Genomic DNA, 26281 nt, shown 5'->3' with positions numbered 1-26281 from the left:
AAGGTCGGAGCTTTATTAAACTTATCTAATCAGAACAACTAACATTCAGGGGGTATTTAACATGGCAAGAAAAGTATTGGTACTAGGAGAAGTCAGAGACGGATCATTGCGTAACGTTTCGTTTGAAGCGATTGCTGCAGGTAAAACCGTTGCAGAAGGCGGCGAAGTCATCGGTGTGTTAGCCGGCAAAGAAGTAAGCGCTTTAGGTCAGGAAATGATCCAGTATGGTGCAGACAAAGTAATCACTGTTGAACATGATAAGCTTGACCAATATACATCAGACGGATATTCACAGGCATTGATGGCTGTCATCGAGCAGGAGAAACCTGAAGGAGTCATCTTCGGCCACACTGCATTAGGTAAAGATTTGTCTCCAAAACTTGCAAGCAAGCTCAGCACGGGGCTGATCTCTGATGCGACTCACCTTGAAGAAGCCGGTGGAAATCTTGTTTTCACACGTCCTATCTACTCAGGTAAAGCATTTGAAAAGAAAATTGTAACAGACGGTTTGATCTTTGCAACCATCCGTCCAAACAATATTGAGCCTTTAGCGAAAGATGAGTCTCGTACAGGTGATGTAACTTCATTATCTGTTGATGTGAAAGACTTACGTACGATCATTAAGGAAGTAGTACGTAAAGCGAGTGAAGGTGTAGACCTGTCTGAAGCGAAAGTCATCATCGCCGGCGGCCGCGGAGTGAAGAGTGAAGATGGTTTTGAACCGCTTAATGAATTGGCTGAAGTCCTTGGCGGAGCTGTAGGTGCTTCCCGCGGAGCATGCGATGCGGATTACTGCGACTACTCTTTACAAATCGGGCAGACTGGGAAAGTTGTCACGCCTGACCTTTATATCGCATGCGGAATTTCCGGGGCGATCCAGCATCTTGCAGGGATGTCAAACTCCAAAGTAATCGTTGCGATCAACAAAGATCCCGAAGCGAATATCTTCAATGTAGCTGACTACGGAATCGTCGGTGACCTCTTCGAAGTCGTCCCGATGCTCACAGAAGAATTCAAAAAACTTAAAGTATCTTCCTCATAATCCTTATGTTTTAAAAGCAATGGAACGGGTAAATGAATAGTATAATAATATATAAGGCAGTAACCAAGTGGTTACTCCTTATTTTTTGCTCTTTTAGATGGGGTTGATACGATTACCTGTTTAAGCTGTTGATTGGAGTGCAAGACGAAGACTCCTGCGGGAAAAGCGAGACAGGTGAGACCCCGCAGGAGCATTTTGCGACGAGGAGGCTCACCGGCCGCCCGCGGAAAGCGAAGTCTTGCACGGAAATCAACAGGGGTTTTCAAAGTGCATTTTTTTGAAGGGTTGTATAGAACGTTTTCGGAAGGGTATATTACCAACGAGCAGATTTATAGCATAGCACTATTATCGGTGATATACTTACGGTATATTTGAAGAACTTAGGAGGCATATACTTATGGCAATAACAAATGCTACTGACCAAAATTTTGTAAGTGAAACGACATCCGGACTAGTATTGGCAGATTTTTGGGCACCTTGGTGCGGACCTTGTAAAATGATCGCTCCAGTACTGGAAGAACTGGACAGTGAAATGGGCGACAAAGTAAAAATCGTCAAAGTTGACGTAGATGAGAACCAGGAAACTGCCGGTAAATATGGCGTAATGAGCATTCCGACACTAGTTGTTCTTAAAGACGGAGAAGTAGTGGATAAAGTAATCGGATTCCAGCCGAAAGAAGCACTTGCTGAACTATTGAATAAACATGCTTAATATGCATTGATGTGAGAGCCGGGGCATGCTGCCCCGGCTTTTCTTATGTCAGCAAAAAAAATATATTATGATTGGTTTACCATATAGTGATAATCACTTTACAATAAGAGGAGAACAGAAAGTAAAAAAGGGGGAGAAACTTGAATCCTGTCATTACAAATAAATTGGCACTGCTGCCCGATCAGCCTGGCTGCTACTTGATGAAAGACCGTCAGGGAACGATCATTTATGTCGGTAAGGCAAAAGTGCTGAAAAATCGGGTCCGTTCGTATTTCACAGGCTCGCACGATGCGAAAACACAGCGGCTTGTAGGGGAAATCGAAGACTTCGAATACATCATGACTTCATCCGACCTTGAAGCACTAGTACTCGAAATGAATTTAATAAAGAAATATGATCCCAAATACAATGTCATGTTAAAGGATGATAAAAGCTATCCATTCATTAAATTGACAAATGAACGGCACCCGCGTTTGATCACGACACGCAAAGTGCAGCGGGGGAAAGGGAAGTACTTCGGTCCTTATCCGAATGTAGGAGCGGCCAATGAAACGAAAAAGCTGTTGGACCGGCTGTATCCATTGCGGAAATGCACCACTCTCCCGGACAGGGTATGTCTCTATTATCACATGGGCCAATGTCTTGCCCCTTGTGTGAGAGAAGTGAAGAGTGATACGTACAGGGAAATGACCGATGAAATTGCCAGATTTTTAAATGGCGGATACAAGGAAATAAAAAAAGAATTAACAGCAAAAATGAATGCAGCGTCTGAAAACCTCGAGTTTGAGCGGGCGAAGGAATTCCGTGATCAGATCCTCCATATCGAAGCAACGATGGAAAAACAGAAAATGACGATGACGGATTTTACAGATCGGGATGTGTTCGGATTTGCAGTCGATAAAGGCTGGATGTGCGTTCAGGTATTTTTCGTGAGGCAGGGGAAATTGATTGAACGGGATGTATCGCTGTTCCCGCTATACAATGAACCGGAAGATGAATTTCTCACATATTTGGGCCAATTCTATTCAAAGGCGAACCACTTTAAACCGAGAGAGATTTTCCTTCCGGAAGAAATAGAAGAAGAGCTGGCTGCGAAGTTATTGGAAGTAAAGGTAACCCAGCCGAAGCGCGGGAAGAAGAAAGAACTCGTTAAACTGGCAGAGAAAAATGCCAAGCAGGCACTCGACGAAAAGTTTGCACTGATTGAGAGAGACGAGGATCGAACGATCAAGGCGATTGAAAGGTTAGGCGAACAAATGGGGATTTATACCCCATTTAGAATCGAAGCATTTGATAACTCGAATATACAGGGATCCGCCCCTGTCTCGGCCATGATCGTGTTTATGGATGGAAAGCCAGCAAAGAAGGAGTATCGAAAGTATAAAATAAAAACCGTTAAAGGACCGGATGATTATGAATCCATGAGAGAAGTGGTGAGGCGAAGGTACTCACGGGTGTTAAGAGATGGTCTTCCACTTCCCGACCTCATCATCATTGACGGTGGTAAAGGGCAGATCGAAGCAGCCCGTGATGTGATTGAAAACGAGCTGGGTCTGGATATCCCGATCGGGGGTTTGTCGAAGGATGATAAACATCAGACATCTGAACTCCTGTACGGAAATCCGCTGCAGATCGTGCCGTTGGAAAAAAGAAGCCAGGAATTCTATCTGCTCCAGCGGGTACAGGATGAAGTCCACCGGTTTGCCATCACATTCCACCGCCAGCTCCGTGGGAAAAGTGTTTTTCAATCCACCCTTGATGGAATCGACGGAATCGGACCCAAGCGGAAGAAACAGCTCCTCAAACACTTCGGTTCCATGAAGAAAATGAAAGAAGCCACAGTGGAAGAATTTAAGGATATAGGGATTCCGGAAGCTGTTGCGAAAGTTTTGCAAGAGAAGCTTCGGGGATAGTTTTACCCGAATGAGCCGAAAAATTATACGGGATTATTCTGAAAAATCCGTTGCTTCCGTTTTTTTCGTGTGCTATAATTATCGATAATTTAAAACATTATCACTTTTAATAGTGGTGATAGAGGTGCGGGCTTCAAGAGTATAGACATGGAGGAGTATGGGCTCTGTTGAGATGTCTGGAAAGGGGAGATTCGCCGAAGTGGTCTTAGGCTCAAACTAATTCCGCTGGTTCTGCGTTTAAGAAATGCAGGATTGTCAAGATGAATCAATCTTGGAGAGCTATCTCACAATGCCGATGAACGAATCAGTATTTTTTACTTTAAGTTCATAGAGCAATGAGATATTTTGTCTCATTGCTTTTTTTATTATTTGGCATCTGGCGCCCACAGTATGTTTCCATACATACAAAGGCAGCAGGAACTTGTGCAGAAGACGGATGATTCTCTTCAGAAAGTAAGATTAATTTCTACACTCAAAGAGAAAGAAGGAGAAGCTGTGAGTATTATCGTTCAAAAGTTCGGTGGAACTTCAGTAGGTTCTGTTGAAAGAATTCAAAATGTTGCGTCAAGGATCCTGGAGGAGAAGAATCGGGGAAATGATGTTGTCGTTGTCGTATCCGCCATGGGGAAAACAACTGATACATTAGTCGGTTTAGCGAGAGAAATCACTTCTCAACCAAGTAAACGGGAAATGGATATGCTTTTATCCACTGGAGAACAGGTGACCATTTCCCTTCTGACGATGGCATTGATCCAGGCAGGCCAGGAAGCCATTTCGTATACTGGCTGGCAGGCGGGGATTGAGACAGAATCTGTGCACAGCAATGCACGCATCACCAATATCCATACCGAGAAAATCACGACACAGCTTCAAGCCGGAAAAGTTGTCATTGTAGCAGGCTTCCAGGGAATGACTCTGTCAGGTGAAATCACCACCCTTGGCCGCGGGGGATCGGACACGACAGCCGTCGCGATCGCTGCTGCATTAAAAGCGGATCGATGTGATATTTACACTGATGTTGACGGAGTTTATACGTCTGACCCGCGTTATATCGAAGGGGCGAGAAAACTGCCTTCCATCTCGTATGATGAAATGCTCGAGCTTGCCAATCTGGGTGCGGGTGTCCTTCATCCCCGGGCGGTTGAATTCGCAAAAAATTATCAAATCCCGTTAGAAGTCAGATCCAGTCTTCAAAAAGTGGAAGGAACGTACATTGAGGAGGAAGCAAGCATGGAACAGAATTTAGTGGTAAGAGGCGTGGCATTCGAAGATGAAATTGTCCGGGTGACCGTCTTTGGGCTCGGCAATGCCCTGACAGGATTATCATCAGTGTTCACGACACTTGCAAAAAATCATTTGAATGTGGACATCATCATTCAGAGCCAGACAGACCGCGATACAACGAATCTATCGTTTTCAATCAAGGAGCAGGACCTTGATGATGCACTTTCCGTCTTGGAGAAAAACCAGAAGGATCTGGGGTTCACCCATATTGAACATGAACGCGATCTGGCCAAAGTGTCCATTGTTGGATCCGGAATGATTTCCAACCCGGGGGTGGCGGCCGAGATGTTTGAAGTCCTGGCGCATAATGATATTATCATCAAGATGGTCAGTACGTCGGAAATTAAAGTGTCTGCCGTGGTCGACCAGAAAAATATGCAAAAAGCTGCCGGTGTATTACATACGGCATTCAAACTGGACGCCGTTCAAGTGGAAGAGGTAACGCTATAAACAGAATGAAAGGGTTGGCTCTTTAACAGAGTCAACCCTTTTTTCCGTGCATCTATTTAGTTCACTGCCAAGGTCATTCGTTCATTCAACTTTATCTTTTTCGTCCCAGCGAGCGGTAATCTTCACGGATCGATTTCGTTTATGTATCTCGTCTGCTGCTTCAGTGGTGCATTTCTTCAGCAGTTGGATTTGCTCCGCAAGAAAGCCCGCTTCCATTTTGAAAGTAACGTCGGATTTCAGCGATAAGCGTCTTTCGATAAATGACCCTCGCAATTCAAAGGTGATTTCATTTTTCTTTTGTTCGACAACCGTCAGCGTTCCCCATCCTGCTTCATCAAAAAATGATGTACATTCTTCGACGGATTGAAGGGGGAATTTTCTGGAGAGCTGTTTGCCTCCCCAATATAAGATTTCAGGAGTGTGCTTTCCAAGGATATCCGGGAGCAGGATATCGCGAATCAATTCATAACCGAAAACCGGAACGGCCGGCTCATAGATTTCTTCATTTTTCTGTTCCAAGTAAATCCCCTCTTTCTATAAAACTATTATATACATGTGATGAGGATTTATCATCCCAAACATGTAAAACGAAAGATGGGATATTTTGGCGGTATAACATTATCAGGAATTAATTAGAATTTTCTAACTATTAAAGTCGTATATAGTACGTTTTTAACGCTCTTTTTCTATTTGAAATATTTTAGCGATATTGTCGAAATTATGTATACGTTTTCTTGACGCTTCCACTTCAGGGGAGTAAAATGGGACTTGTCACATAATTGTTACAACATAAAATATGTATCGTAGTCTAAAGATATGTCGCTTAGAAAACGGCCTCATATTTTATGATTAAGGGGGGTAAATCATGGCTGGAAATCGAGAATTTAATTATCGCAGGCTTCATTCATTACTAGGTGTTATTCCAGTTGGATTATTTTTAACTCAACATTTAGTCGTGAACCATTTTGCCACAGGCGGGGAAGAATCATTTAATCAAGCGGCACATTTTATGGAAAGTCTGCCTTTCCGTTATTTCCTTGAGATTTTTATTATCTTCCTTCCATTGTATTTCCATGCAATCTATGGAATTTACATCGCGTTCACTTCTAAGAATAATGCCTCAAAATTTGGCTATTTCCGTAACTGGATGTTCTTGCTTCAGCGTGTTTCAGGGGTAATCACATTTATCTTTGTTACATGGCATGTGTGGGAGACAAGGGTGGCTGCCGCATTTGGAGCGGAAGTCAACTTTCAGATGATGGAAAACATTTTATCAAATCCATTGATGCTTGTGTTCTATGTAATCGGTGTACTATCAACGATCTTCCATTTTGCTAATGGCTTATGGTCATTCTGTGTAAGCTGGGGAATCACGGTATCACCACGTTCTCAATTAATAGCTACATATGTAACGATCGGAATTTTTGTTGCGTTATCGGTTGTTGGTATGCGCGCAATCTTTGCATTCGTATAAGAAATATAGCAGTCTGATAGAAAACAGCTGGCAACTTTGGCAGGAAAAGGAGTGAGTCACGATGAGTAAAGGCAAAATCATTGTAGTCGGCGGCGGATTAGCCGGCTTGATGGCCACAATCAAAGCAGCAGAAGTTGGAGCGGAAGTAGATTTATTCTCACTTGTACCCGTTAAACGTTCTCACTCTGTGTGTGCTCAAGGTGGTATAAATGGAGCCGTGAACACGAAAGGAGAAGGGGATTCTCCTTGGGAACATTTTGATGATACGGTATATGGAGGGGATTTCCTGGCGAATCAGCCTCCAGTTAAAGCGATGACAGAAGCGGCACCGGGAATCATCCATTTGCTGGATCGTATGGGAGTCATGTTCAACCGTACGCCTGAAGGATTACTGGACTTCCGCCGTTTCGGTGGAACACAGCATCACCGTACAGCGTTCGCGGGAGCTACGACTGGTCAGCAATTGCTTTATGCACTTGACGAGCAGGTTCGCCGTCATGAAGTAGCAGGTCTTGTTAATAAGTTTGAAGGATGGGAATTCCTCGGAGTGGTCGTGGATGACGAAGGAGTTGCACGAGGAATCGTCGCTCAGAACCTTCAAACGATGGAAATCAAATCGTTTGCTGCAGACGCTGTGATCATGGCGACAGGGGGACCTGGAATTATCTTCGGCAAGTCTACAAACTCTGTTATCAATACTGGTTCTGCGGCATCCATCGTTTATCAACAGGGAGCGTACTACTCGAACGGTGAATTCATCCAGATTCACCCTACAGCGATTCCTGGGGATGACAAACTTCGTCTGATGAGTGAATCAGCACGCGGAGAGGGCGGACGTGTCTGGACGTATAAAGATGGTAAGCCATGGTACTTCCTTGAAGAGAAGTATCCTGCATACGGTAACCTGGTACCGCGTGATATCGCGACGCGTGAAATATTTGATGTGTGCGTGAATCAGAAGCTGGGTATCAACGGTGAAAACATGGTCTACCTTGATCTATCTCATAAAGATTCCAAGGAACTTGACATCAAGCTTGGCGGAATCATTGAAATTTATGAGAAGTTCATGGGTGATGACCCTCGTAAAGTACCGATGAAAATTTTCCCTGCAGTGCACTATTCAATGGGCGGTCTATGGGTCGATTATGATCAGATGACGAATATCCCTGGATTGTTTGCAGCAGGGGAGTGCGATTATTCCCAGCACGGCGGTAACCGCTTGGGAGCTAACTCATTATTATCTGCGATTTATGGCGGGATGGTTGCAGGACCTAATGCCATTAAATATATTAGTGGATTGGAAAAAACAGCCGAATCTGTACCTTCTTCTGTGTTCGACCGCTATGTGAAGCAAGAAGAAGAAAAATGGAATAATATCATGTCCATGAATGGAACCGAAAACGCATATGTGATCCATAAAGAGCTTGGTGAATGGATGACTGACAATGTAACCGTTGTGCGTCATAATGACAAGCTGAAAGAAACAGATGCAAAAATTGTAGAACTCATGGAGCGCTACAAAAATATCAATATCAACGATACTGCTAAATGGAGCAACCAAGGGGCAATGTTTACGCGTCAGCTGTGGAACATGCTGCAGCTTGCACGTGTAATCACAATCGGGGCACTCAACCGTAACGAAAGCCGCGGGGCGCATTATAAGCCTGAATTCCCTAAACGTAATGATGAAGATTTCTTAAAGACAACAATGGCGAAATTCAACGCCTCAACGAATTCACCTGAATTCCATTATGAAGAGGTGGATACATCACTGATCGCACCACGAGAGCGTGACTATTCCAAGAGCAAAGGGGGAAGTAAATGATGAGTGAAAACAAAAAAGTCCGTTTTATCATTACTCGTCAAGACAGCCCTGAAACAGCCTCTTATCAAGAAGAGTTCGAATTAGCTTATCGTCCGAATATGAATGTGATATCAGCACTAATGGAGATCCGTCGTAATCCAGTCAATGCAAAAGGCGAAGCGACTACCCCGATCAACTGGGATATGAACTGTCTTGAGGAAGTCTGCGGAGCCTGTTCGATGGTGATCAACGGTAAACCGAGACAATCATGTACGGCTCTTGTCGATCAGCTTGAACAGCCGATCCGTTTAGCACCGATGAAGACATTCCCGGTTGTACGCGATTTACAGGTCGACCGCAGCCGTATGTTCGACAGCTTGAAAAAAGTAAAAGCATGGATTCCGATCGATGGCACATACGATCTTGGACCTGGTCCACGCATGCCGGAGAAAAAGCGTCAATGGGCCTACGAATTATCTAAATGCATGACGTGCGGAGTTTGTTTGGAGGCTTGCCCGAATGTAAACAGCAAATCCGACTTCATCGGACCTGCTCCTCTATCCCAAGTCCGTCTTTTCAATGCGCATCCAACCGGTGCCATGAACAAAGACGAACGCCTTGAGTCAATCATGGGAGACGGCGGCCTTGCAAACTGCGGTAACTCACAAAACTGCGTACAATCTTGTCCTAAAGGAATCCCTTTGACAACATCCATCGCAGCACTAAACCGCGAAACATCATTCCAAATGTTCAAAAACTTCTTCGGAAGCGACCATATGGTAGATTAATATCCAAAAGCACTTTCCTTCGGGGAAGTGTTTTTTTCTTTCAACAGGTTTAATTGAAAAGTTTTCAAAACTGTTAATGATGAGACTGTTTTAAGATTAAATATGATTATCGGTACATTCCAGCTGTTGATTGGAGTGCAAGACGTAGACTCATGCGGGAGACGTGACCAATGTGAGACCCCGAAGGAGCCTTGAGCGACGAGGAGGCTCACGGGTCACCCGCGGAAAGCCAAGTCTTGCACGAAAATCAACAGCGTTGTTAGAAATCCAATGAAATAAATACTTTGATTTAAGCAAAACGGTTCCTAAATAAACAAGAAACGATTATAATAAACAAAAAAGAATGAATATTCATTCATTTTATTTTCAGTACAGAAGGAGGAGCCATTTTGAAACATATTACATACATTAAGGATATAGACTCATGGCAAAAAGAATTTCATTTCTCCATTGAAGTAAAGGTTCGTTTTTCCGAAACGGATATGTTTGGACATTTGAACAACACAATTCCATTTACATATTTTGAGGAAGCGAGAACCGACTTTTTTAAATACAAGGGATTTATGCAGGATTGGGTGAAGCCTGATCATGATACGATCCCGGTTGTAGCGGATCTGCAGTGCGATTTCCTGAAACAGGTCTATTTTGGCGAACGCCTTAACGTGTATGTCAAAGCAGACAAAGTTGGCAAATCTTCAATCGATCTGCACTACATGGGTGTGAATGAAAAGCAAGATGTCTGCTTCGTTGGCAGAGGAACGATGGTACAGATTTCGCGTAAGACGGGAAAAGGTGTTCCGTGGACAGAAGAGATGAGAAAGAAATTTGGCTGTCCTTCAGTCATGTCCCCATCATCATAAATCGTGTGTGAATGAATCGCTGCCTATTTTTTATTTTACTTCCTCTCTATGTCACTCTAAACCGTACCTTCACATATGATATTCTGACGACCAACAATACCCATCCCCGCGGTTTAAAGCTGGCGAAGGCAAGGAGGGTTACCATAATTGAAGGACAATGATTTTACACACAAACCGTTGCTCACAAAGAGAGAAAAAGAAGTATTCGAACTGTTAGTCCAGGATAAAACAACAAAGGAAATAGCTAGCGACTTATTCATTAGCGAAAAAACAGTTCGAAATCATATTTCCAACGCCATGCAAAAGCTTGGAGTGAAGGGGCGATCACAGGCAGTTGTAGAGCTTCTTCGCATGGGGGAACTCAAGCTTTAACAGTAAGGGACTGATTCTTATGACAATTACCGGTTTCAAGTAAACCGTTTAATGTACAAATAAGAGTCAGTCTCTTTTAGTTTTCTGGGGAAATTAGCATGCATACTGAACTTTTCTTGAAATTTCCCCGAAAAAAGGAGAAAATGCTAGTAGGTTCATTCAATTTGAAATCGTATATGATGAATGAAACATACGAACGTTTCCAGTAAAAAGCGATGAAACTAAATAAGTACTAGACAGTCAAAGGAGAATTAGTATGAATAAAGAAAAAGTCCAGCCTAAAGCGGATGCGCAGGTTGTAGCGGATATAGAGAAAGATTTGCGATACATATCTTCCATCATCAAACAAAAAGGCCGTGAGATATTAAGTCAATATACCCTTACACCGCCTCAGTTCATTGCACTTCAATGGCTGTTTGAATACGGCGACATGACGATCGGTGACCTTTCGAACAGAATGTACCTCGCTTGCAGCACGACGACAGACCTCGTGGACCGCATGGAAAGAAGTGAATTGGTTGAAAGAGTCAAAGATGAGAATGACAGACGGGTCGTCCGCATTCATATGTTAAAAGAGGGCGAAAGGATTATTGAAGAAGTAATCAAAAAAAGGCAGAATTATTTACAGTCCGTACTTGAGGATTTTTCAGAAGAAGAAGTACTCGGGTTAAAGGGGAATTTAGCTAAGCTGCATCAAGAAATGAAACCAGAGTGAGGGAATAACGTGATTCAACCTATTGGTATAATCGATTCAGGTGTTGGCGGATTGACGGTTGCAAAGGAAGTCATGCGCCAATTACCAAAAGAAACGATCTTTTATCTCGGCGACACAGCCAGATGTCCATACGGTCCGAGGTCTTCAGAAGAAGTGAAGAAATTCACATGGCAGATGACACAGTACCTCCTGCAGTATGACATGAAAATGCTCATCATCGCCTGCAATACTGCGACTGCCGTCGTACTGGATGAGATACAGACACAACTCGATATTCCTGTCATCGGTGTCATCCATCCCGGAGCCAGAGCTGCCATCAAGCATACGTTTAATAGGAAAATCGGGGTGCTCGGAACCATCGGGACGATAAACAGCGGCGCCTATGAAGAAGCGCTTCATGCTTTACATGGAAGCCTCGAGGTGAGTCCGCTTGCCTGCCCTAAATTTGTCCCTTTAGTAGAAAGCGGAGAATATAACAGTGCTACTGCTGATTCAATCGTGAAGGAAACGCTGGCTTCGATGAAAGAGACGGATATCGATACCTTGATCCTTGGATGTACCCACTATCCCCTCCTGCAATCGAAAATTCAGGATTATATGGGTAATGGGGTAAGTGTCATCAGTTCAGGTGATGAAACGGCCAGGGAAATCAGTACGATCCTGGACTATTATAATCTCCTGTATCGCGGGATCAGGGTCCCTGAGCATCGATTCTTTACTACGGGATCGTCCTTCTTGTTTTCACAGATCGCATCAGACTGGCTGAATATCGGGAAGGTTCATACAGAAACCATCAGGCTTCAAGACTGATCGTCTTGGCCGGGTGGTTTTATTTTTTTCTCCTCAAAAAAGTTTGTCTGCATTTATGAAAAGTTTGGGTCTATTTTGTGATAGAGGCTCGTATACATGTAGTACAAACTGTCTTTTAGGAGGATTCGCGATGTCAAAAAAAGCGAAAGTGTCAATTGCGGTAACGGTGTTAGCATCTTCTGTATATCTTTCAGGCTGCGGGCTGTTAAGTTTCGGGGATAAAGAAAAGATTGATCCCCCTCAGGATGTATCATACTTAAAAGAAGGTGAGAAAGTAGATACAGCGAAGAAAGAAGGGGAAGATAAAGAGACGGCAAGCAAAGACGAAGCTGTTGAAAAAACAGTGATGACCGAGCTGTATCTGATCGATAAAAACGGTTACGTTGTATCACAATCGCTTCCTCTCCCGAACAATGAGAGTGTCGCCAAACAGGCGCTTGAATATCTGGTTGTGAACGGTCCGGTGGAGAATGTCCTTCCGAACGGATTCAGGGCTGTACTGCCGGCCGATACACAAGTGACGGTCAATATAAAAGACGGTAAAGCAATCGCAGATTTTTCACCTGAATTCAATAACTATCAGCCTGAAGACGAGCAGAAGATCCTTCAATCGGTCACATGGACGCTGACTCAATTTGAGTCGGTTGAAAAAGTCGAACTGAGAGTAAACGGGTATCCTTTAACAGAAATGCCAGTTAACGGCACTCCGGTTGACGAATCCGGGTTATCCAGGAACATGGGGATCAATGTCGATACGAGCGGAGTGGCGGACCCAACCAGTACAAAACCTGTAACGGTATATTATGTGTCACAGACCGATTCCAAGACGTATTATGTACCTGTAACCAAGCGGGTAAGTTCAGATGAGGCGGATGAAGTGAAAGCTGTCGTACAGGAACTTATTGAAGGACCTGGATATGGTTCATCCCTTGCCAGTGATTTCACAGGTGCAGAACTTCTCGATGATCCTACCCTTAAAGACGGGACAGTGACCCTGAATTTCAATGAAGCGGTGTATGGCAGCCTCGAAGAAAAAATGGTATCCGAGCATATGTTGAACTCACTGGTCCTTTCCCTGACTGAACAAAAAGACATCAAAGGTGTATCCGTGCAGGTGAACGGAGAAGCGACCACTGTAAGTAAAGATGGAGAAGCAGTAACCGAGCCCGTCACCCGTCCGGAAAATGTGAACGCAATTAGTTTTTAAATGACCATTTTTTGATATACTATTATAGAATCATGAAAAAGAGGTTGGCTGATGCCGCCTCTTCTCTTTTTGAGATGAACCTTTTACATATGAAATTAAAACGATCACAACAGGAGGAAAAAATATGAGAGCTGATGGAAGAGAAAAGAATCAACTGAGAAAAGTGAATATTGAAACCGGATATGTGATGCACCCGGAGGGGTCTGTGTTGATCACGGTGGGGAATACAAAAGTGATTTGTAATGCAAGCATCGAAGACCGCGTACCGCCTTTTTTGAGAAATAGCGGAAAGGGATGGATCACTGCAGAGTATTCAATGCTGCCGAGGGCGACGGAATCGAGAAATATCCGTGAGTCTTCGAAAGGGAAGATTTCAGGAAGAACGATGGAAATTCAACGTTTGATCGGGCGCGCTCTCAGAGCGGTGGTGAATTTGGATGCTATCGGTGAACGTACAATCTGGATCGACTGTGACGTCATTCAGGCGGACGGCGGTACAAGAACCGCTTCGATCACCGGTGCATTCGTGGCCATGGCACTTGCTCTTGGAAAGTTACAGGACAACAGAAAGATCTCCTCATTTCCTCTTAAGAGTTATTTAGCTGCTACAAGTGCAGGTATAGTAGAGGAACACGGCGCTGTGCTCGACTTGAATTATATCGAAGACAGCAAAGCGTTGGTGGATATGAACATTATCATGACCGGTGAAGGGGAATTTGTCGAACTGCAGGGCACAGGGGAAGAAGCAACCTTCACGATGAACCAGCTTAACGAAATGCTTGGCTTGGGAGAAGCTGGAATCCAGGAACTGTTCGAAATGCAAAAGCTGGCGCTTGGTGAATTGGCGCAAAGAATTCAATAAAGGAATGAAGCTGTGATGACTAAACGCGTAATAATAGCTACAAAGAACCAGGGAAAAGCAAAGGAGTTTCAAAATATGTTTGCTCCATATGGATATGAGGTACAAACATTACTAGACTTGCCTCATATCGATGATGTGGAAGAAACAGGATCCACATTTGAGGAAAATGCCATCTTGAAGGCTGAAACAGTAGCGGAAGAATTGGGAGCAATGGTGATTGCCGACGATTCTGGTCTGGCGGTCGATGCATTGGACGGTCGTCCGGGAGTTTATTCCGCCCGCTATGCAGGATTGGAAAAAAGCGATGAAGCAAATATAGACAAGGTGCTGGATGAATTGAAGGATGTACCGAATGGTGACCGAAGTGCGAGGTTTCACTGTGTACTGGCAATAGCAGGACCGGGAATGGAAACCCGTACTGTAACAGGGACCTGTGACGGGCAGATCCTTCAGGAAAGGCGCGGGACAAATGGATTTGGTTATGATCCGGTCTTCTTTGTGCCGTCTCTCGGCAAATCGATGGCAGAGCTTTTGCCTAAAGAAAAGAGCAGTATCAGTCACCGCGGAATCGCTCTCGAAAAATTAGGGGCACTGATCACAGACTTAGTTTAAAGGGTGAGGAAAAGATGAAGCTGTTAGTTGTGAGTGACAGCCATGGGTCGATAGACGAAATCCGGGAACTGGCTGTAAAATATGACGGGGAAGTAAACGCGATGATTCATTGCGGTGATTCCGAGCTGAGTGCCGACGATAACGCATTAACTTCCTACTTGGCGGTTCGGGGGAACTGTGATATGGATGCCAGGCTCCCCGATGATCTGACAGAAGAAGTGGATGGGAATACCATCATGATTACACATGGACACCTATATGGGATAAAGATGTCGCTGATGAAACTTCGCTATCGTGCAGAGGAAACAGGGGCCAGGTTTGTTTTCTTCGGCCATTCCCATACGCTTGGCGCCGAGATGGATAACGGAACTCTATTTCTGAATCCGGGAAGCATCCTTTTACCCCGGGGCAGGAGTGAACGCACGTATGCAATTGTTGATACTACCGAAGAAATGATCAAAGTCCGGTTCTTGACTCATGAGCATGAGGTGCTGGTCGAGCAGGAGTTTACTTTATAATGTGGTATTAGAAAAGAAGGGCCTTTTTGTGCAGGTTCTTCTTTTCAACTTCCTGCATTCAGTTTATAATTTAGGTGTGAGAGATCAGTGGATCCACAGTCAAAATTTTTTTGAAAAACATTTCATGAAATGTATTGACTTCTGTATGCTATGTGAATATAATAAATATTGTCCTTGAAAAACAGATATGTCCCAGTAGCTCAGCTGGATAGAGCAACGCCCTTCTAAGGCGTCGGTCGGGAGTTCGAATCTCTTCTGGGACGCCATTACCATTACATACATAGGCGTCAAGGACGCGTTATATAAGCCTTCTAATACGTATAGTTGAATCGGTCAATGAATCGGTCAGCTTGCGAATTAGGAGGCTTATTTTTTATGTCGAAAAGAAAAGCGTCGCTCGTTGTTCAAACGGATCTGTCCGATTTGTTCAGCGATAATCCTCAACGTAACTCTTCCAAAGGCTACTCGATAGAAAAAGCGCTCTCGACCGTCCTTCGCCAAATGAAGGCGGCAGGCTTACGCGAGAGAACGATCAGCGATTACGAAATACATGTGAATCACTTTGCGAAAATTATAAGCGCTCGCACCCTCGAGGAATTAAACGGGGATCACATATTCGAATGGCTATCGTCTATGAACGTAAGCAATCAAACGAAACTGACTCGTCTGAAGTGTTTAAAGGCGTTTCTAGGGCGTTGTTTTGATAACGGGTGGCTTACCTCGAATTTCTGGCGAAACATCAAAATTAAGGTCGACAGCCCTGTTAAAGAGGGCGCCACTGACCGCGAAATAAAAATACTCCTATCTTTGCTCGATTTAAGTCGTTTCGTGGAACTCCGAGACGCAACCGCAATTCTGCTTATGTATCAGACCGGCATTCGAGTCGGTACCCTTACGCAGCTAGAAAGTAAGCACGTCATTCTTGGCGAAAATCTGCTAAGGATTGACGGCGGTATTATAAAGAACCACGAATCTATCTATTTACCGATTGACGACGTGTTGGCTCGCTTATTAAAGACCCTGATCGCTCAGAATGAGCTTGTAAGGCGTGATAACCGCGTACATAATGATTTACTATTCATCACGAAACAAGGCGGTAGAATCGCCACCAGTCCGACAAATAACAACATCATTAAACGCTTAAATAAATATGCGAGAGATTTCGGCCTGAAGAACATTAATCCACATGCTCTACGGAGAGGATTCGCTAAGAACTTGCTCGGCAAAGGGGCAAATATTGCGTTGATCTCTAAAGCGCTTGGTCATAGCGACATTGCAGTAACGACACGCTACTTGCATTTAGATAAAGAAGAAGTCGCGGAGAGTTTACGTAGTTACCTATAAAAAGACATAAAAAAAGTACGCGTCCCATCGGAATGGAAACACGCACATACCCTAACTCAAATATAAGCGAAAAAAGCGTCAATGTCAACGCTTGTTTGAGTGTGCCTTCATTTCGGCAGGACAGCCGAGGAGGAACCGAAGTGTATTTATCATGCGAAGAAACTTATCGCAATCTATCTACGTTTGAATCAGTCGACCAATTAAACGAATCAGCCCGCAGTTATGCCCGGCAGTTAACCGGCACAATGGCGGTTGTATTTGACGTGCTCTCGCGTCATAGCTGCAAATATCCTGGCGTTAGCTTTCTAACGAAGACTAACATCGGTAAGCTAGTCGGTAAGAGTCGCCGTACGATCATCCGGGTATGTCAGCGCCTTGAAGAGATCGGTGTTATTCGCCAATATGAATTGCGCCGGCAGTCAGACGGTCAGCAGACGAGTAATGCGATTGTGATAATGCCGGTTAAAGAAGCGCCTGTCACACAAGCGCCTAGCGAAAATGACACACCAATAAGCAGACTTCCTTCTAAACACATTAATAAAGCTAAAGAACGTACGGCAAGCCGTGAGTATGTAAATAAACCGGCATGGATTCCGAAGTCATTCTTCGCTTTACTAAATGCGCATATAGACAGCGTGCAGGAGATCGAGGAGTATTGGCGGTCTGTTTATGCGACTACATACAAGTATCAGTTATCGCCGGCAGTACGGGAAGACATCGGCATCCAGGCGTTCTATGCGATGAAGGGGAAACGTAAGCAGCTCCGGACACCCATTGCGTTCTTTACCGGGGTAGTGAAGCGTAAGGCAAAGGCGGCCTGGTTGAACGAGTGGCTTGAGGCGATTTAACTAGCACGAAGGGGCTTGCGCGTGGCCTTCCGAACACTTCCGAAATACTGCCATGCCGAGGGTTCATATAGGGCGCATAGGGGCGGGGGTATTACCTTGTAGGGTATGCGATATTATTTATAGAGTTATGCGGACTGGATAACGTAGGATTGCGTAAGGCTGCGTAATGAGGGTCGTGATAAGTCTGCCGCCACAGTGCGTGCGATAAGGGGAAGCCGGAAGAATCAACTGCACGGAGGTTCTACCGGAAGAGGGCAGCCATAACTCAGGGGGTTATCGTATGCATTATGCCGGGAAATAATGGCGATTCACATACTTTGCCTGGCGCTCAAACATGCGTCAGATCAACGATGTATAGAATCGTGCATAAACGATCGAAACGGTAGTTTGTGAAATCGCGTTAAATCAACGTTTGGGAAACGGTTTAACTTCTTAGTTTTATAATTATGTTAACTAGAAATGAATACGATATTCGCGAAAATGTATAGAAAAACCGCTGACCCCAGGCCACCCCCTCGCCCGGCCCTCATCTGCTGTCCGGAATTTGCGCGCAATTTTTTAACGTTTTGCTTTATCTGACTAAAGTGTTTCAGACCGTAAAAAAATTCGCTAGCAAAAATCGAACTCAGGGGGTAACGGAAAAACACACGCAATTTCTGACGACGAAAATACGCCACATATCGCGATATAATGCGGTTTTGAGCATAAAAATAACTGTTGGCTAATATCTTTTACCGTAGTATGATTGTACTAATAAACGGTATAGGAGTGAATTTATGGAAAACTGGATCGGTAAGGTTGGTATCGTATTCATTGTCGTGGGCATTATCGGAGGGCTTATCGCATTAAACGGAGTTGATTGGGATGCGTACGATTTTGCGAAGGAAATGGCCGAGTACGATGACCTCGAATCCCTTACGCAAGTTGCCATGTATCGCGGAATGATAAACGCTGCAATCTTAACGGCATTGTCTGGCGGTGCTGTTGGAACGTTGCTAATCGGAATTGGTATGCTGATTGACATTGGTCGTGAACGAAACGAGCTAATTCGCAAGCAGTCCGGCGACTTAGAAAACGCGAGTTAAAAATAAACCAAGACGTCTCTCGCAAGTACTAGCAATTTTTCGCAATTAGTCGCATAAGCTGACAGTGAACAACGTCGGCGTCCGTGGGAAATCTGCGGGCGTTTTTATTTTGCCCTGACGTCACTTATCGGTATAACTTTCTCGGTCATACTTTTGACGTCTTTGCATATGATGAATTATCGCCAATTCAAAGGAGTGTTTATCGTATGTATAGACCGACAGTAAGGTATTCGGAAGTTTATCGCGAATATGTCGATCAGGTATTTCACGCAACGTCCCTCGACCGTAATCAAATTATTCGCCTGGCATTATTTATCGCAGGCAGCTCGCCGGAATATAACGCAATTCTCAACGAATATAAAAAGGCTGACGTCCCTCTTCCCCGCCCTAAATGGCGCCCCAATCAATCGGCGTTATGGCTCGAGCAGGATCCGGAATTAAAAGAGGAAGGGGGGGACGTCACATATGCTATCGATGGAGGAAAAGCAGATACTCGCCCGGTTATTGTTGCAGGAGGAGGCGGAAGTGCCGGAACATCCGCCGAAGCAGGAAAGAACACGCGATCACCTGGGCCGTTACGCGAGGGAATCATCCGGACGACAGGCGGAATCAGCTTCACGCTCAATTAAGCTGCGGAAGATTCGCGGGACATATAAAAGCTATGACGTTGTGGATGACGTCGATTACGACCTGGCGATAATAGGCGGGATCATTCTACTATTCGCGATAGTTTTGTGAGGGGCTGCTGAGGCGGCCTCTTTATTTTTGCACATAATAAAAGACGCCTTAGTCACGGGCGCCTTCGTATTTATATTCGATTAAGTCCTCGAGCGAATAGGTCTTATCGATTCCTTTTTCGCTGGCGAGTCGGTTAAGCGTATCAAGAATGCCGACCAGTGTTTCGATTTCAATTCTTCCCATATCGCCTTTTTCATATTTCGCAACGGTAGCTGGGCGAATTTTACCTTCGACTGCTAATGCGTTTTTAGAAATACCTAATTCCTCAAGTATCTCCCCTAGTTTAAATTCTAGCGTCATGTTATCCTCCCCGATCCTTATCTATAAAATCATTATATCTAATTCCGCTAAATAAAAAAAGTTTAAATTTCTTCTTGACGTCATACCGTTCCGGTTATATACTAAGGTCATACCGATTCGGTAATACTCAATCGTGAATACGGAGGTCGATCATCATGAAAGCAGTTGACGTCTTTTGCTTATGTGAAAATCGCAAGTACACGGAACGTTTCCAGGGGCTTTTGATTAACGATCAGCTCATCGCAGTAGTTGGCGACATGGGGTTAACGGTCAGCAAGTACGAAACTGAAGAGAATCGCATCATCGTAGACTATGAGGTTCACGACATTTTGCTCGAAGTGCATTATCCGAGGTTAGAAAAGACGGACAATTTTGAGGCGGTCAAACTAGCGAATATGACTGTGCCGGAGTTCATCCATTATCTACTCGCATGGGATGGGGGCGAAGTAAACGTCGATATTCAACCGGGCGATTATATCTATCAGCCATCCGGCGGCTATATTCGCAAGGCTAGCTACGTTTATCCAAACGGAACCGTTACAACTGACACTGGCGAACTGATGGCACGTTCTGATTATCAAATTTTAAACGAGGAGGAGACGCAGTTGGTGAATAAGTTATCGAAATCGCTTAGGGATAACCGGAGCATTACGGAAGGTTATGAGGTTGGGAAGTTATCGGTCGAGGACGAGGGAGTACAAATCGGAAATTTCATCTTGCAAACGTATGACACTATCGAGGTCTTTGTTGGCGAAGAAATTAAGCAGATTAGTTTCGATGAAGCCATCGATTATGACGGCTATGATGCAAGGTTTCGTCCGATTAAGCTCACGGTGCTCACGGAGGGGGATTTTAAACGATGATTGCAGCATTTTTCGGTGGTATCTTAGGAAGTTTCGCAATAGGCCTGTTCGTTGGTATGGACCGAAACGGAGTTCTGAAGGAGGACGCGAAATGAGGAAAGTAAACGTTCATTTTCACGGCGAAGAAGAGGTTACGAAAGAACCAGCTTATTTAATCGGCGATAACATCATCGTTTCTGACTATCATCACGGCTTAGTATTTCGCATTGTCACGGTTGGCTACCTTGACGGCGATAATTACCTAGTTAGAGATTACCGTATGGCGGAGTTAAACGAAAAGGTTTCGGTTGAGCATATCGAGAAAATGTCGCTTTTGGATTACGTGTCAGTAGTAGCGAAGTAAGGAAGGGGAAAGCATTTGCCAGTCGGTACATCGAGGGCATGGGTGTATCGGCTCGGCAATTAATAGTGGCGCGGCGCTTGCTCGAGCATTTCGAACGGCAAATCGACAATGTTGGACAAGCCTCGTAACAAGATCGCTAGCGAGTAAAATATTCAAGGGGATGAGGAAATGGAATTAGCGAGATTAGTAGAAGAATCGATGGATAATCTGCCGTATAAGTTGACGTGGAGAAAGATTGCGCAGGAAACAGGCATGAGCCACTCAAACTTCTGCCGATTTAAAGAGGGCTGCGAGCTCAATTTCAAGGCACTGTTCACTATGGCGAAAATGATCCATCCTGATACCTACCATACTGTTATCGCTGACTGGTCATATTATGTAGAGGCGCCTATGAACGTTAAATTTGCGCTGGAATACATGAGCGCCAACCGATTATTCGACCACGCCCAGCATAAGATTCAGCAGATTCGCGAGTCCGGCACAACTAGCAAACTCCTAATCGACCTGGAAAGCGCCTATACGTTGCTACTTGATCGCCAGCAATCGGATGAAACTCCGAAAGACTTTATTCAGCGAATTAAGAAGATGCGATATAAGACCCCAGAAGGTAAGTTCCTGCGTCAAATGTTATTCGCCTATTATTACTCGGACGTACGTTGCTTTGCGCTCATGAATGATAACCTTTCGATCGCGGAAGCACTGCTCGATAACGTTAACAATGAGGACCTGCAGGAACTTTACTCGCTGCGAATCAAGGAACTAAAAGCCGTGTCGCTGTTGTTCAATAGTAATCGCAAAGAGGAAGCCCGGAAATTATGTGAGGAAATCGCGCAATCAGAAGTTCTCGACAACCCTACATACAGAGCAGGTGCATATTTCAGAATCGCAACTTCGTACATGTTCTCGAGCTACGACATGACTGAGGCGTTTTTCAAGAAGGCGACAAAAATTTACCGTGAAACTGGACGAGATAATGTCGCGGATGGGATGGAATCAAACGAAATGGAATTCGCTCGTGTCCTTTGGGGCAAGATCGATAATCCTGCCGAATTATCTGACGATTCAAACCGTGCTTTCTACTATGCCCGTAACGGCAAGTCAGAGGAAGCGCTGGAAGTCATTGCGATGCTAAATCAAGAGTCGCCGTTCACTAAATATTACGAAGGCCTGGCGAAGAATGACCCGAGTCTATTGCTTGAATCGCTCGTTAAATTCATTAAAGGGGGTGATATGGTTTACGTGGAACTGCCTTATAGCGAGCTGCAAAAATACCCGCAATTGTGCGGTGTGGCCGACATACTAATACGCGAATTAAAAGGGGACTGATTTTTAATGAAGAAACTAATCAAAACAATCGTAATCACAGCAGTAATTTTAACAGGAGCGACCGGCGCAAGCGCAGCCGACATTTCGCCGCAATACGTCGAATCTGATCCAGGCGGCGGAGGCACTGGCGGAAAATAACTAAAAAAAAGCGAGGCGCCTTCGGGTGCCTTGTTAATAAAACGGGAGGGGAACGGAGTGGAGCAGTATTTATCCGATGAATTACACTGCAAGATAGTCGACTTACAAACGGAGGTAAAAGATACCTACCGCAAACTGAACATGATGTTATCTGCGCTAGACAAACGGATCAGCGAGTTATATCACAGCCTCGAACGCACGCCGCCTGACGATGTGGACGCGATTGCTTTTACGAGCCAGTTGAAGGCGGTTTTAGAGCGTCGTAGAGTCGTCAAGGATGAGCGCGCACGGCTGAAGCTATTTAACGGGCTGGCCGGTCATAGTTTGCGAGAAATTGAGCTTAATTACGATCGGGCGTTGCAGGCGAGTTTTGAGATTCGGCAGGACTTTCACGTTGAGTTGACGCTTGAGGAGGTAGCTGCGGAGATGGGAGTGAAAATTTAGCACCAGGTCATAAATACATTATCATTTAGGTTTTTCTAATTGAGAATAAAGAGGTTACCTGTTTTTCGAACGGTCTTCATTGATAAAACGGAGTCGATCGTCGGGAGGGGTGTCATAGTATTCGGAGACAAAGTCCGGTCATTTTCGCCCTGCTGCTCGTGGGATAAAACGGGCATACACGCTGAAACAACGTAGGAGAGGCTGAGAGACGTTTTAAGAGGTTTCGGCTATCTTCCCCCTCAAACGTTATTTAAACGTCTGTACGGACGCTCTACGCTATTCTGAGACGCATGTGCACGGTCGTTGTCGGTCTAATGTATAAGGATACGAGTTTCATTCCGGCTCACGCCTACATTCAAGCTCGTTTATTAAAGTTGCCTTGCCTTTTTAGCTTCCAATCTAATTTTTAACCCCTCAACTAGGTGAAGGGGTGTAAAAAGTTAGCTTTCCAGCTAAAAAGCCTCGGCGATTATCGGGTAGGGTAATTCAGAAATGAGTAATTAACGGCTGAGATCGGTTAACGGCAGCATTTTACCGGATTTATAATGAAAAATAAGCACAAAGACCTATCTTTTAAAAAGTTCTTGCCTTTATTAATCTTTTCTGTTACCCTTTTAAATCTTTTAAGTTCTTAAGGTCTTTAAGTACTTAAGATCTTAAGTTCTAAATAATTCCGCCACTAACGTGTCGGCATTGTCTAAAGAACCTTATCGCAAAGCACTTTTAAAGAGCATCAGCGAAAAATGAATAAATGATGGCTGAGCACGGTTTTTGTGCGAAGCAATGGTTTGTAATTTAAGTTTCAATACAATTGCTGGCTTTTCTTTAACACTAGGATAGCCTCAGAAGCGCTCAGATTGGCCTGTGGGGAGTTTAAAGATGTTTTGAATAGTAGGACAGCCGACACACCTTTAAACGGCTAATTTCGTGCTTAAAAATAAGATTTGGAGTTCTCTGCGCCGATTGGGCTTTTAGGACGTATTATTTTACGAAGGTGTTGTTTGGGGTTTATTTAAAATTATTTTAATTAGGGAGATTAGGACCTGGTACTAAGTTATGTAATCTTTCTTACAAACAATTATATCACTCAATTTAAGTGCAGTAAATAAGTGCATATATAGGAAGACGAATTACTCCCATGGTTCGTTTTCTCTTTTTTATTTCGCATGGGGTTAAGAAAATTATACGTAACTAGGGGGAGAATGTCCATGAGTTCAAATTTATTCCGTTTCATCAGGCAATCACGAGGGTTAACGCAGAAAAAACTTAGCGAAATGTTAGGTATCAGTGAGCCGATGGTCTGTATGATCGAAAGAGGAAAAAAGAATGTCATCGAAGTAAATAAGAAACTCCGGGAGTTATTCGGTAATGAGTACGTAGATAAATGCCGGACGTTCTTGGAAGAAAATTAAGGAGGAATTTACGTGGGAGAACACAAGTATCCGTATGAAATAACCGAGCATTACATTCCGAGTGTCAACAGTCTTAGGCGAATCTATACGCAACATAAGAGCTTCAACGGTAACTGCCTGTTAGTTTACGAGTTGCTCTTCGATTATTGGAACGCCAATTACGGTTATGCCTTTCCGAACGTTTGGCAGCTTGCGGCTGATTCGGGGTTAGGTGAGTCGACCGTCAAGCGTAGTATATCGACGTTAGAATATTTAGAGTTAATTAAAAAGAAGCGATCAGAAATTGCGGCGAATAATGTCTACGTATTCAAAAAGCCGGTAAAGACAATCGAGGAGTTAATTGCAAAGTTTCCGGAAGTGGAAAAACATCGCGAGGAAAGACTTGCGAAACTGAAGGCGAGTGAGATGTCCAGTAAGAAGAGGTTTGCAGCTAGTTAATGCCCTACGGTTCATTTTGATACGTACCTACAGGTCATTTTGATACGTAGCTACGGTTCATTTTGATACGTTATATAAATTTACCGATATAAACTTACCGAAAGAAATATACATTCCGCCATTTTTCAAATGACGGCGTTATCTCTATAAATATATTATTCGCAGAAAATAAAAGAGAAACAATATAAAACTACTCCTACGGTTCATTTTGATACGTAGGGCAAACATGGGGGAATAAATGATGAAGGAGACGAAGATTGAGTACAGAGAACCAGGCGAAGGGGCTATCTTATTCGCATCGCAATTTACCGAGGGTTTAATGATGACGGACGCAATGCCGGTGATCCAGCAGTTAATGAAAGGCGATCTACATGACGCTGGCGACAAACGGGTGAAGAACTGTGACTGGTGCGGTTATTTGTTCCGTGATAAGTCAAAGCCGAATAGCGCAAAGACGTGCTGTAAGCCGTGTAAATATGCAAAGGATAATTTCGCCAAGAAAAATAAGAAGATGGACCAGGAACTCGTTAAGCCGAAAAAGAAGAAGCGTTCAGGGCTGTCAGGTCATTACGCAAGCCACCTCGAGTATCCGTTTTTCGCCAGTGAGGAGTATATGCTCAAGTATTACCATAGATACGAGCGTTCTTATGCGCCTGAGAAAATCGCCTTAATTGATGGAGCGAAGCAGACGAGCAACGGCGGTAAAAGGAAGTCCGCATCCATTCCGACGGACGGAAGCGACAAAGTGATTCTTCGCGGAATTAGACACGGACACAGTTACGGTCCTGTTGTTGAATCGCAAATGAAGCCGGGAGAGGTCGAGGAGTACCTGATCGAAAAGTACGGTGAAAGGCATCTGAAACATGAACGGGATAGAGTCGAAAGATTTAAGTGCAGTAAAAAAGTGCATAAGTAGGAAAGGGCGTAAGTGCCCGTTAATTATTTGGAGAAAAAGTAATAAAAGGAGGGATTTTTACGATGACCGGAGATAAATTTTGCGCACTGAGACATTTTATGAACCAAACGCAAGTCGAATTTGCTAACGAGCTAGGGCTATCGCTTGCGACGATCGGAAAAATTGAAACCGATAGATTACAAGTCACTCCGCGAGTAAAAGCGAAGCTGGCACGTTTGAATTACGACGAAGAGGCCTTTTTTGCGTTCTATGAGAATTTTCGCAGACTATCCTAATTATAATTTACGTTAAAAATTACGTTTTGTCAAGGAGGGATCAAAAAATGGGCGTAAAAATCACGTATCTCAACGACGAGCAATCCGAATACACCGTCGACTGGTTAGGAAAACGGACATTCACATACGCAATCCCGCACACGGAATTAACTCTGGTCCAATTCTCTTTGCTCACACTCGCTTATGAGGAGACGCTGGAACAAGTAAACCGGCAAACCCTGGCGAAGTTGTCGACGGAGAAAGTTTATAAGCTGACCGAGCGTTTGGCCACGGAATTTTGCGTAGCACATTCGCCGACAACAGACGCAGGGCTACAAAAGAAATATATACGCCACGTCATATTGCAAGCGCTGCATGAAATTCAAGGCACCCGTTAAAGGGCGCTACA

The 26281-nt window shown here is 44.2% G+C and carries 31 protein-coding genes, 1 tRNA gene, 1 pseudogene and 1 riboswitch; of the genes and pseudogenes, 31 read left to right on the top strand and 2 right to left on the bottom strand.

Features of this window, described 5'->3' with window-relative positions; all coding sequences use genetic code 11:
- Positions 1-61 precede the first annotated feature (61 nt).
- The 5 genes and pseudogenes from V6B33_RS11400 to V6B33_RS11380 all read left to right on the top strand — a co-directional run bounded on the left by V6B33_RS11400 (position 62) and on the right by V6B33_RS11380 (position 5401).
- Positions 62-1042: an electron transfer flavoprotein subunit alpha/FixB family protein gene (locus tag V6B33_RS11400; protein ID WP_334217874.1), complete on the top strand. Its 981-nt coding sequence runs from the start codon at positions 62-64 to the stop codon at positions 1040-1042.
- A gap of 128 nt (positions 1043-1170) precedes the next feature.
- Positions 1171-1417 (top strand): annotated as a pseudogene (locus tag V6B33_RS11395) (hypothetical protein).
- A 22-nt stretch (positions 1418-1439) separates the two neighbouring features.
- On the top strand, positions 1440-1754 hold the full coding sequence (trxA, locus tag V6B33_RS11390) for a thioredoxin (protein ID WP_334217873.1): 315 nt from the start codon (positions 1440-1442) through the stop codon (positions 1752-1754).
- A gap of 140 nt (positions 1755-1894) precedes the next feature.
- Positions 1895-3667: an excinuclease ABC subunit UvrC gene (gene uvrC, locus V6B33_RS11385; RefSeq protein ID WP_334217872.1), complete on the top strand. Its 1773-nt coding sequence runs from the start codon at positions 1895-1897 to the stop codon at positions 3665-3667.
- Between the two features lie 111 nt (positions 3668-3778).
- Positions 3779-3957, top strand: a riboswitch (Lysine riboswitch).
- A 205-nt stretch (positions 3958-4162) separates the two neighbouring features.
- The gene (locus V6B33_RS11380; protein WP_334218002.1) at positions 4163-5401 is read left to right on the top strand and encodes an aspartate kinase; all 1239 of its coding nucleotides are present in this window, start codon (positions 4163-4165) and stop codon (positions 5399-5401) included.
- Positions 5402-5482: 81 nt separating this feature from the next.
- Here the strand turns inward: V6B33_RS11380 and V6B33_RS11375 are convergent, their stop codons facing one another.
- A complete protein-coding gene (locus tag V6B33_RS11375; protein ID WP_334217871.1) occupies positions 5483-5920 on the bottom strand; it encodes a YslB family protein in 438 nt (145 codons plus the stop codon).
- A 346-nt stretch (positions 5921-6266) separates the two neighbouring features.
- On the opposite strand from V6B33_RS11375, the gene V6B33_RS11370 reads away from it, so the two are divergent.
- The 16 genes from V6B33_RS11370 to V6B33_RS11295 all read left to right on the top strand — a co-directional run bounded on the left by V6B33_RS11370 (position 6267) and on the right by V6B33_RS11295 (position 19329).
- Positions 6267-6875, top strand: coding sequence for a succinate dehydrogenase cytochrome b558 subunit (locus V6B33_RS11370; protein WP_334217870.1), 609 nt, complete (start codon positions 6267-6269; stop codon positions 6873-6875).
- A gap of 61 nt (positions 6876-6936) precedes the next feature.
- Positions 6937-8700, top strand: a complete 1764-nt coding sequence (gene sdhA, locus V6B33_RS11365) for a succinate dehydrogenase flavoprotein subunit (RefSeq protein ID WP_334217869.1) — start codon at positions 6937-6939, stop codon at positions 8698-8700.
- Positions 8700-9467: a succinate dehydrogenase iron-sulfur subunit gene (sdhB, locus tag V6B33_RS11360; RefSeq protein ID WP_334218001.1), complete on the top strand. Its 768-nt coding sequence runs from the start codon at positions 8700-8702 to the stop codon at positions 9465-9467. Before sdhA ends, sdhB begins: the two co-directional genes overlap by 1 nt.
- A 389-nt stretch (positions 9468-9856) precedes the next feature.
- Complete coding sequence (locus V6B33_RS11355; RefSeq protein WP_334217868.1) at positions 9857-10327, top strand: acyl-CoA thioesterase; 471 nt, start codon at positions 9857-9859, stop codon at positions 10325-10327.
- Positions 10328-10474: 147 nt separating this feature from the next.
- Entirely contained in the window at positions 10475-10699 is a 225-nt protein-coding gene (locus V6B33_RS11350) for a helix-turn-helix domain-containing protein (protein ID WP_032087424.1), read from the top strand.
- Between the two features lie 256 nt (positions 10700-10955).
- A complete protein-coding gene (locus tag V6B33_RS11345) occupies positions 10956-11414 on the top strand; it encodes a MarR family winged helix-turn-helix transcriptional regulator (RefSeq protein WP_334217867.1) in 459 nt (152 codons plus the stop codon).
- 9 nt (positions 11415-11423) lie between these two features.
- Positions 11424-12224: a glutamate racemase gene (gene racE / locus V6B33_RS11340; protein WP_334217866.1), complete on the top strand. Its 801-nt coding sequence runs from the start codon at positions 11424-11426 to the stop codon at positions 12222-12224.
- A 130-nt stretch (positions 12225-12354) separates the two neighbouring features.
- Complete coding sequence (locus V6B33_RS11335; protein WP_334217865.1) at positions 12355-13431, top strand: GerMN domain-containing protein; 1077 nt, start codon at positions 12355-12357, stop codon at positions 13429-13431.
- A 124-nt stretch (positions 13432-13555) separates the two neighbouring features.
- Complete coding sequence (gene rph, locus V6B33_RS11330) at positions 13556-14293, top strand: ribonuclease PH (protein WP_334217864.1); 738 nt, start codon at positions 13556-13558, stop codon at positions 14291-14293.
- A 15-nt stretch (positions 14294-14308) separates the two neighbouring features.
- A complete protein-coding gene (locus V6B33_RS11325) occupies positions 14309-14905 on the top strand; it encodes an XTP/dITP diphosphatase (protein WP_334217863.1) in 597 nt (198 codons plus the stop codon).
- A gap of 14 nt (positions 14906-14919) precedes the next feature.
- On the top strand, positions 14920-15423 hold the full coding sequence (locus tag V6B33_RS11320; RefSeq protein WP_334217862.1) for a metallophosphoesterase: 504 nt from the start codon (positions 14920-14922) through the stop codon (positions 15421-15423).
- Positions 15424-15612: 189 nt separating this feature from the next.
- A tRNA-Arg gene (locus V6B33_RS11315) sits at positions 15613-15689 on the top strand.
- Positions 15690-15798: 109 nt separating this feature from the next.
- Positions 15799-16767 carry a tyrosine-type recombinase/integrase gene (locus V6B33_RS11310; protein ID WP_334217861.1) on the top strand — a complete coding sequence of 323 codons (969 nt, stop codon included), beginning with the start codon at positions 15799-15801 and terminating at the stop codon, positions 16765-16767.
- Between the two features lie 263 nt (positions 16768-17030).
- Positions 17031-17615: a helix-turn-helix domain-containing protein gene (locus tag V6B33_RS11305; RefSeq protein WP_334217860.1), complete on the top strand. Its 585-nt coding sequence runs from the start codon at positions 17031-17033 to the stop codon at positions 17613-17615.
- Positions 17616-18391: 776 nt separating this feature from the next.
- Complete coding sequence (locus tag V6B33_RS11300) at positions 18392-18700, top strand: hypothetical protein (protein WP_334217859.1); 309 nt, start codon at positions 18392-18394, stop codon at positions 18698-18700.
- Positions 18701-18906: 206 nt separating this feature from the next.
- Complete coding sequence (locus V6B33_RS11295; RefSeq protein WP_334217858.1) at positions 18907-19329, top strand: hypothetical protein; 423 nt, start codon at positions 18907-18909, stop codon at positions 19327-19329.
- A gap of 157 nt (positions 19330-19486) precedes the next feature.
- Here the strand turns inward: V6B33_RS11295 and V6B33_RS11290 are convergent, their stop codons facing one another.
- Positions 19487-19738: a helix-turn-helix domain-containing protein gene (locus V6B33_RS11290; protein ID WP_334217857.1), complete on the bottom strand. Its 252-nt coding sequence runs from the start codon at positions 19736-19738 to the stop codon at positions 19487-19489.
- 155 nt (positions 19739-19893) lie between these two features.
- On the opposite strand from V6B33_RS11290, the gene V6B33_RS11285 reads away from it, so the two are divergent.
- The 10 genes from V6B33_RS11285 to V6B33_RS11240 all read left to right on the top strand — a co-directional run bounded on the left by V6B33_RS11285 (position 19894) and on the right by V6B33_RS11240 (position 26270).
- On the top strand, positions 19894-20601 hold the full coding sequence (locus V6B33_RS11285) for a hypothetical protein (protein ID WP_334217856.1): 708 nt from the start codon (positions 19894-19896) through the stop codon (positions 20599-20601).
- Positions 20602-20692: 91 nt separating this feature from the next.
- Positions 20693-20944, top strand: a complete 252-nt coding sequence (locus V6B33_RS11280; protein ID WP_334217855.1) for a hypothetical protein — start codon at positions 20693-20695, stop codon at positions 20942-20944.
- A 168-nt stretch (positions 20945-21112) separates the two neighbouring features.
- Positions 21113-22270, top strand: coding sequence for an AimR family lysis-lysogeny pheromone receptor (locus tag V6B33_RS11275; protein ID WP_334217854.1), 1158 nt, complete (start codon positions 21113-21115; stop codon positions 22268-22270).
- Positions 22271-22276: 6 nt separating this feature from the next.
- On the top strand, positions 22277-22408 hold the full coding sequence (locus V6B33_RS11270; protein WP_334217853.1) for a hypothetical protein: 132 nt from the start codon (positions 22277-22279) through the stop codon (positions 22406-22408).
- A gap of 57 nt (positions 22409-22465) precedes the next feature.
- Positions 22466-22852 (top strand): hypothetical protein, encoded by a 387-nt coding sequence (locus V6B33_RS11265; protein WP_334217852.1) that lies wholly within the window; start codon positions 22466-22468, stop codon positions 22850-22852.
- A gap of 1208 nt (positions 22853-24060) precedes the next feature.
- Positions 24061-24264 carry a helix-turn-helix domain-containing protein gene (locus V6B33_RS11260; RefSeq protein WP_334217851.1) on the top strand — a complete coding sequence of 68 codons (204 nt, stop codon included), beginning with the start codon at positions 24061-24063 and terminating at the stop codon, positions 24262-24264.
- 12 nt (positions 24265-24276) lie between these two features.
- Complete coding sequence (locus V6B33_RS11255) at positions 24277-24702, top strand: helix-turn-helix domain-containing protein (RefSeq protein WP_334217850.1); 426 nt, start codon at positions 24277-24279, stop codon at positions 24700-24702.
- Between the two features lie 238 nt (positions 24703-24940).
- Positions 24941-25618 (top strand): hypothetical protein, encoded by a 678-nt coding sequence (locus tag V6B33_RS11250; RefSeq protein WP_334217849.1) that lies wholly within the window; start codon positions 24941-24943, stop codon positions 25616-25618.
- A 62-nt stretch (positions 25619-25680) separates the two neighbouring features.
- Complete coding sequence (locus V6B33_RS11245; protein WP_334217848.1) at positions 25681-25893, top strand: helix-turn-helix domain-containing protein; 213 nt, start codon at positions 25681-25683, stop codon at positions 25891-25893.
- Positions 25894-25940: 47 nt separating this feature from the next.
- On the top strand, positions 25941-26270 hold the full coding sequence (locus V6B33_RS11240) for a hypothetical protein (protein WP_334217847.1): 330 nt from the start codon (positions 25941-25943) through the stop codon (positions 26268-26270).
- The last annotated feature ends 11 nt before the right edge of the window (positions 26271-26281 follow it).

The sequence above is a fragment of the Mangrovibacillus sp. Mu-81 genome, assembly GCF_036867415.1.
Lineage (GTDB): Bacteria > Bacillota > Bacilli > Bacillales > Bacillaceae_B > Rossellomorea.
The sequence above is the reverse complement of the archived record's forward strand: the minus strand, read 5'-3'. Positions and strand labels throughout refer to the sequence as shown.

Bases quoted from the DNA above. Each gene is read 5' to 3' on its own strand.
- V6B33_RS11320 (WP_334217862.1), top strand. From the start codon at position 14,920: ATGAAGCTGTTAGTTGTGAGTGACAGCCATGGGTCGATAGACGAAATC.
- V6B33_RS11295 (WP_334217858.1), top strand. From the start codon at position 18,907: ATGTATAGACCGACAGTAAGGTATTCGGAAGTTTATCGCGAATATGTC.
- V6B33_RS11300 (WP_334217859.1), top strand. From the start codon at position 18,392: ATGGAAAACTGGATCGGTAAGGTTGGTATCGTATTCATTGTCGTGGGC.
- V6B33_RS11310 (WP_334217861.1), top strand. From the start codon at position 15,799: ATGTCGAAAAGAAAAGCGTCGCTCGTTGTTCAAACGGATCTGTCCGAT.
- V6B33_RS11285 (WP_334217856.1), top strand. From the start codon at position 19,894: ATGAAAGCAGTTGACGTCTTTTGCTTATGTGAAAATCGCAAGTACACG.
- V6B33_RS11290 (WP_334217857.1), bottom strand. From the start codon at position 19,738: ATGACGCTAGAATTTAAACTAGGGGAGATACTTGAGGAATTAGGTATT.
- V6B33_RS11400 (WP_334217874.1), top strand. From the start codon at position 62: ATGGCAAGAAAAGTATTGGTACTAGGAGAAGTCAGAGACGGATCATTG.
- V6B33_RS11270 (WP_334217853.1), top strand. From the start codon at position 22,277: ATGAAGAAACTAATCAAAACAATCGTAATCACAGCAGTAATTTTAACA.
- V6B33_RS11250 (WP_334217849.1), top strand. From the start codon at position 24,941: ATGATGAAGGAGACGAAGATTGAGTACAGAGAACCAGGCGAAGGGGCT.
- rph (WP_334217864.1), top strand. From the start codon at position 13,556: ATGAGAGCTGATGGAAGAGAAAAGAATCAACTGAGAAAAGTGAATATT.
- trxA (WP_334217873.1), top strand. From the start codon at position 1,440: ATGGCAATAACAAATGCTACTGACCAAAATTTTGTAAGTGAAACGACA.
- sdhB (WP_334218001.1), top strand. From the start codon at position 8,700: ATGAGTGAAAACAAAAAAGTCCGTTTTATCATTACTCGTCAAGACAGC.
- sdhA (WP_334217869.1), top strand. From the start codon at position 6,937: ATGAGTAAAGGCAAAATCATTGTAGTCGGCGGCGGATTAGCCGGCTTG.
- V6B33_RS11345 (WP_334217867.1), top strand. From the start codon at position 10,956: ATGAATAAAGAAAAAGTCCAGCCTAAAGCGGATGCGCAGGTTGTAGCG.
- V6B33_RS11325 (WP_334217863.1), top strand. From the start codon at position 14,309: ATGACTAAACGCGTAATAATAGCTACAAAGAACCAGGGAAAAGCAAAG.
- V6B33_RS11335 (WP_334217865.1), top strand. From the start codon at position 12,355: ATGTCAAAAAAAGCGAAAGTGTCAATTGCGGTAACGGTGTTAGCATCT.
- V6B33_RS11370 (WP_334217870.1), top strand. From the start codon at position 6,267: ATGGCTGGAAATCGAGAATTTAATTATCGCAGGCTTCATTCATTACTA.
- V6B33_RS11260 (WP_334217851.1), top strand. From the start codon at position 24,061: ATGAGTTCAAATTTATTCCGTTTCATCAGGCAATCACGAGGGTTAACG.
- V6B33_RS11275 (WP_334217854.1), top strand. From the start codon at position 21,113: ATGGAATTAGCGAGATTAGTAGAAGAATCGATGGATAATCTGCCGTAT.
- V6B33_RS11280 (WP_334217855.1), top strand. From the start codon at position 20,693: ATGAGGAAAGTAAACGTTCATTTTCACGGCGAAGAAGAGGTTACGAAA.
- V6B33_RS11240 (WP_334217847.1), top strand. From the start codon at position 25,941: ATGGGCGTAAAAATCACGTATCTCAACGACGAGCAATCCGAATACACC.
- V6B33_RS11245 (WP_334217848.1), top strand. From the start codon at position 25,681: ATGACCGGAGATAAATTTTGCGCACTGAGACATTTTATGAACCAAACG.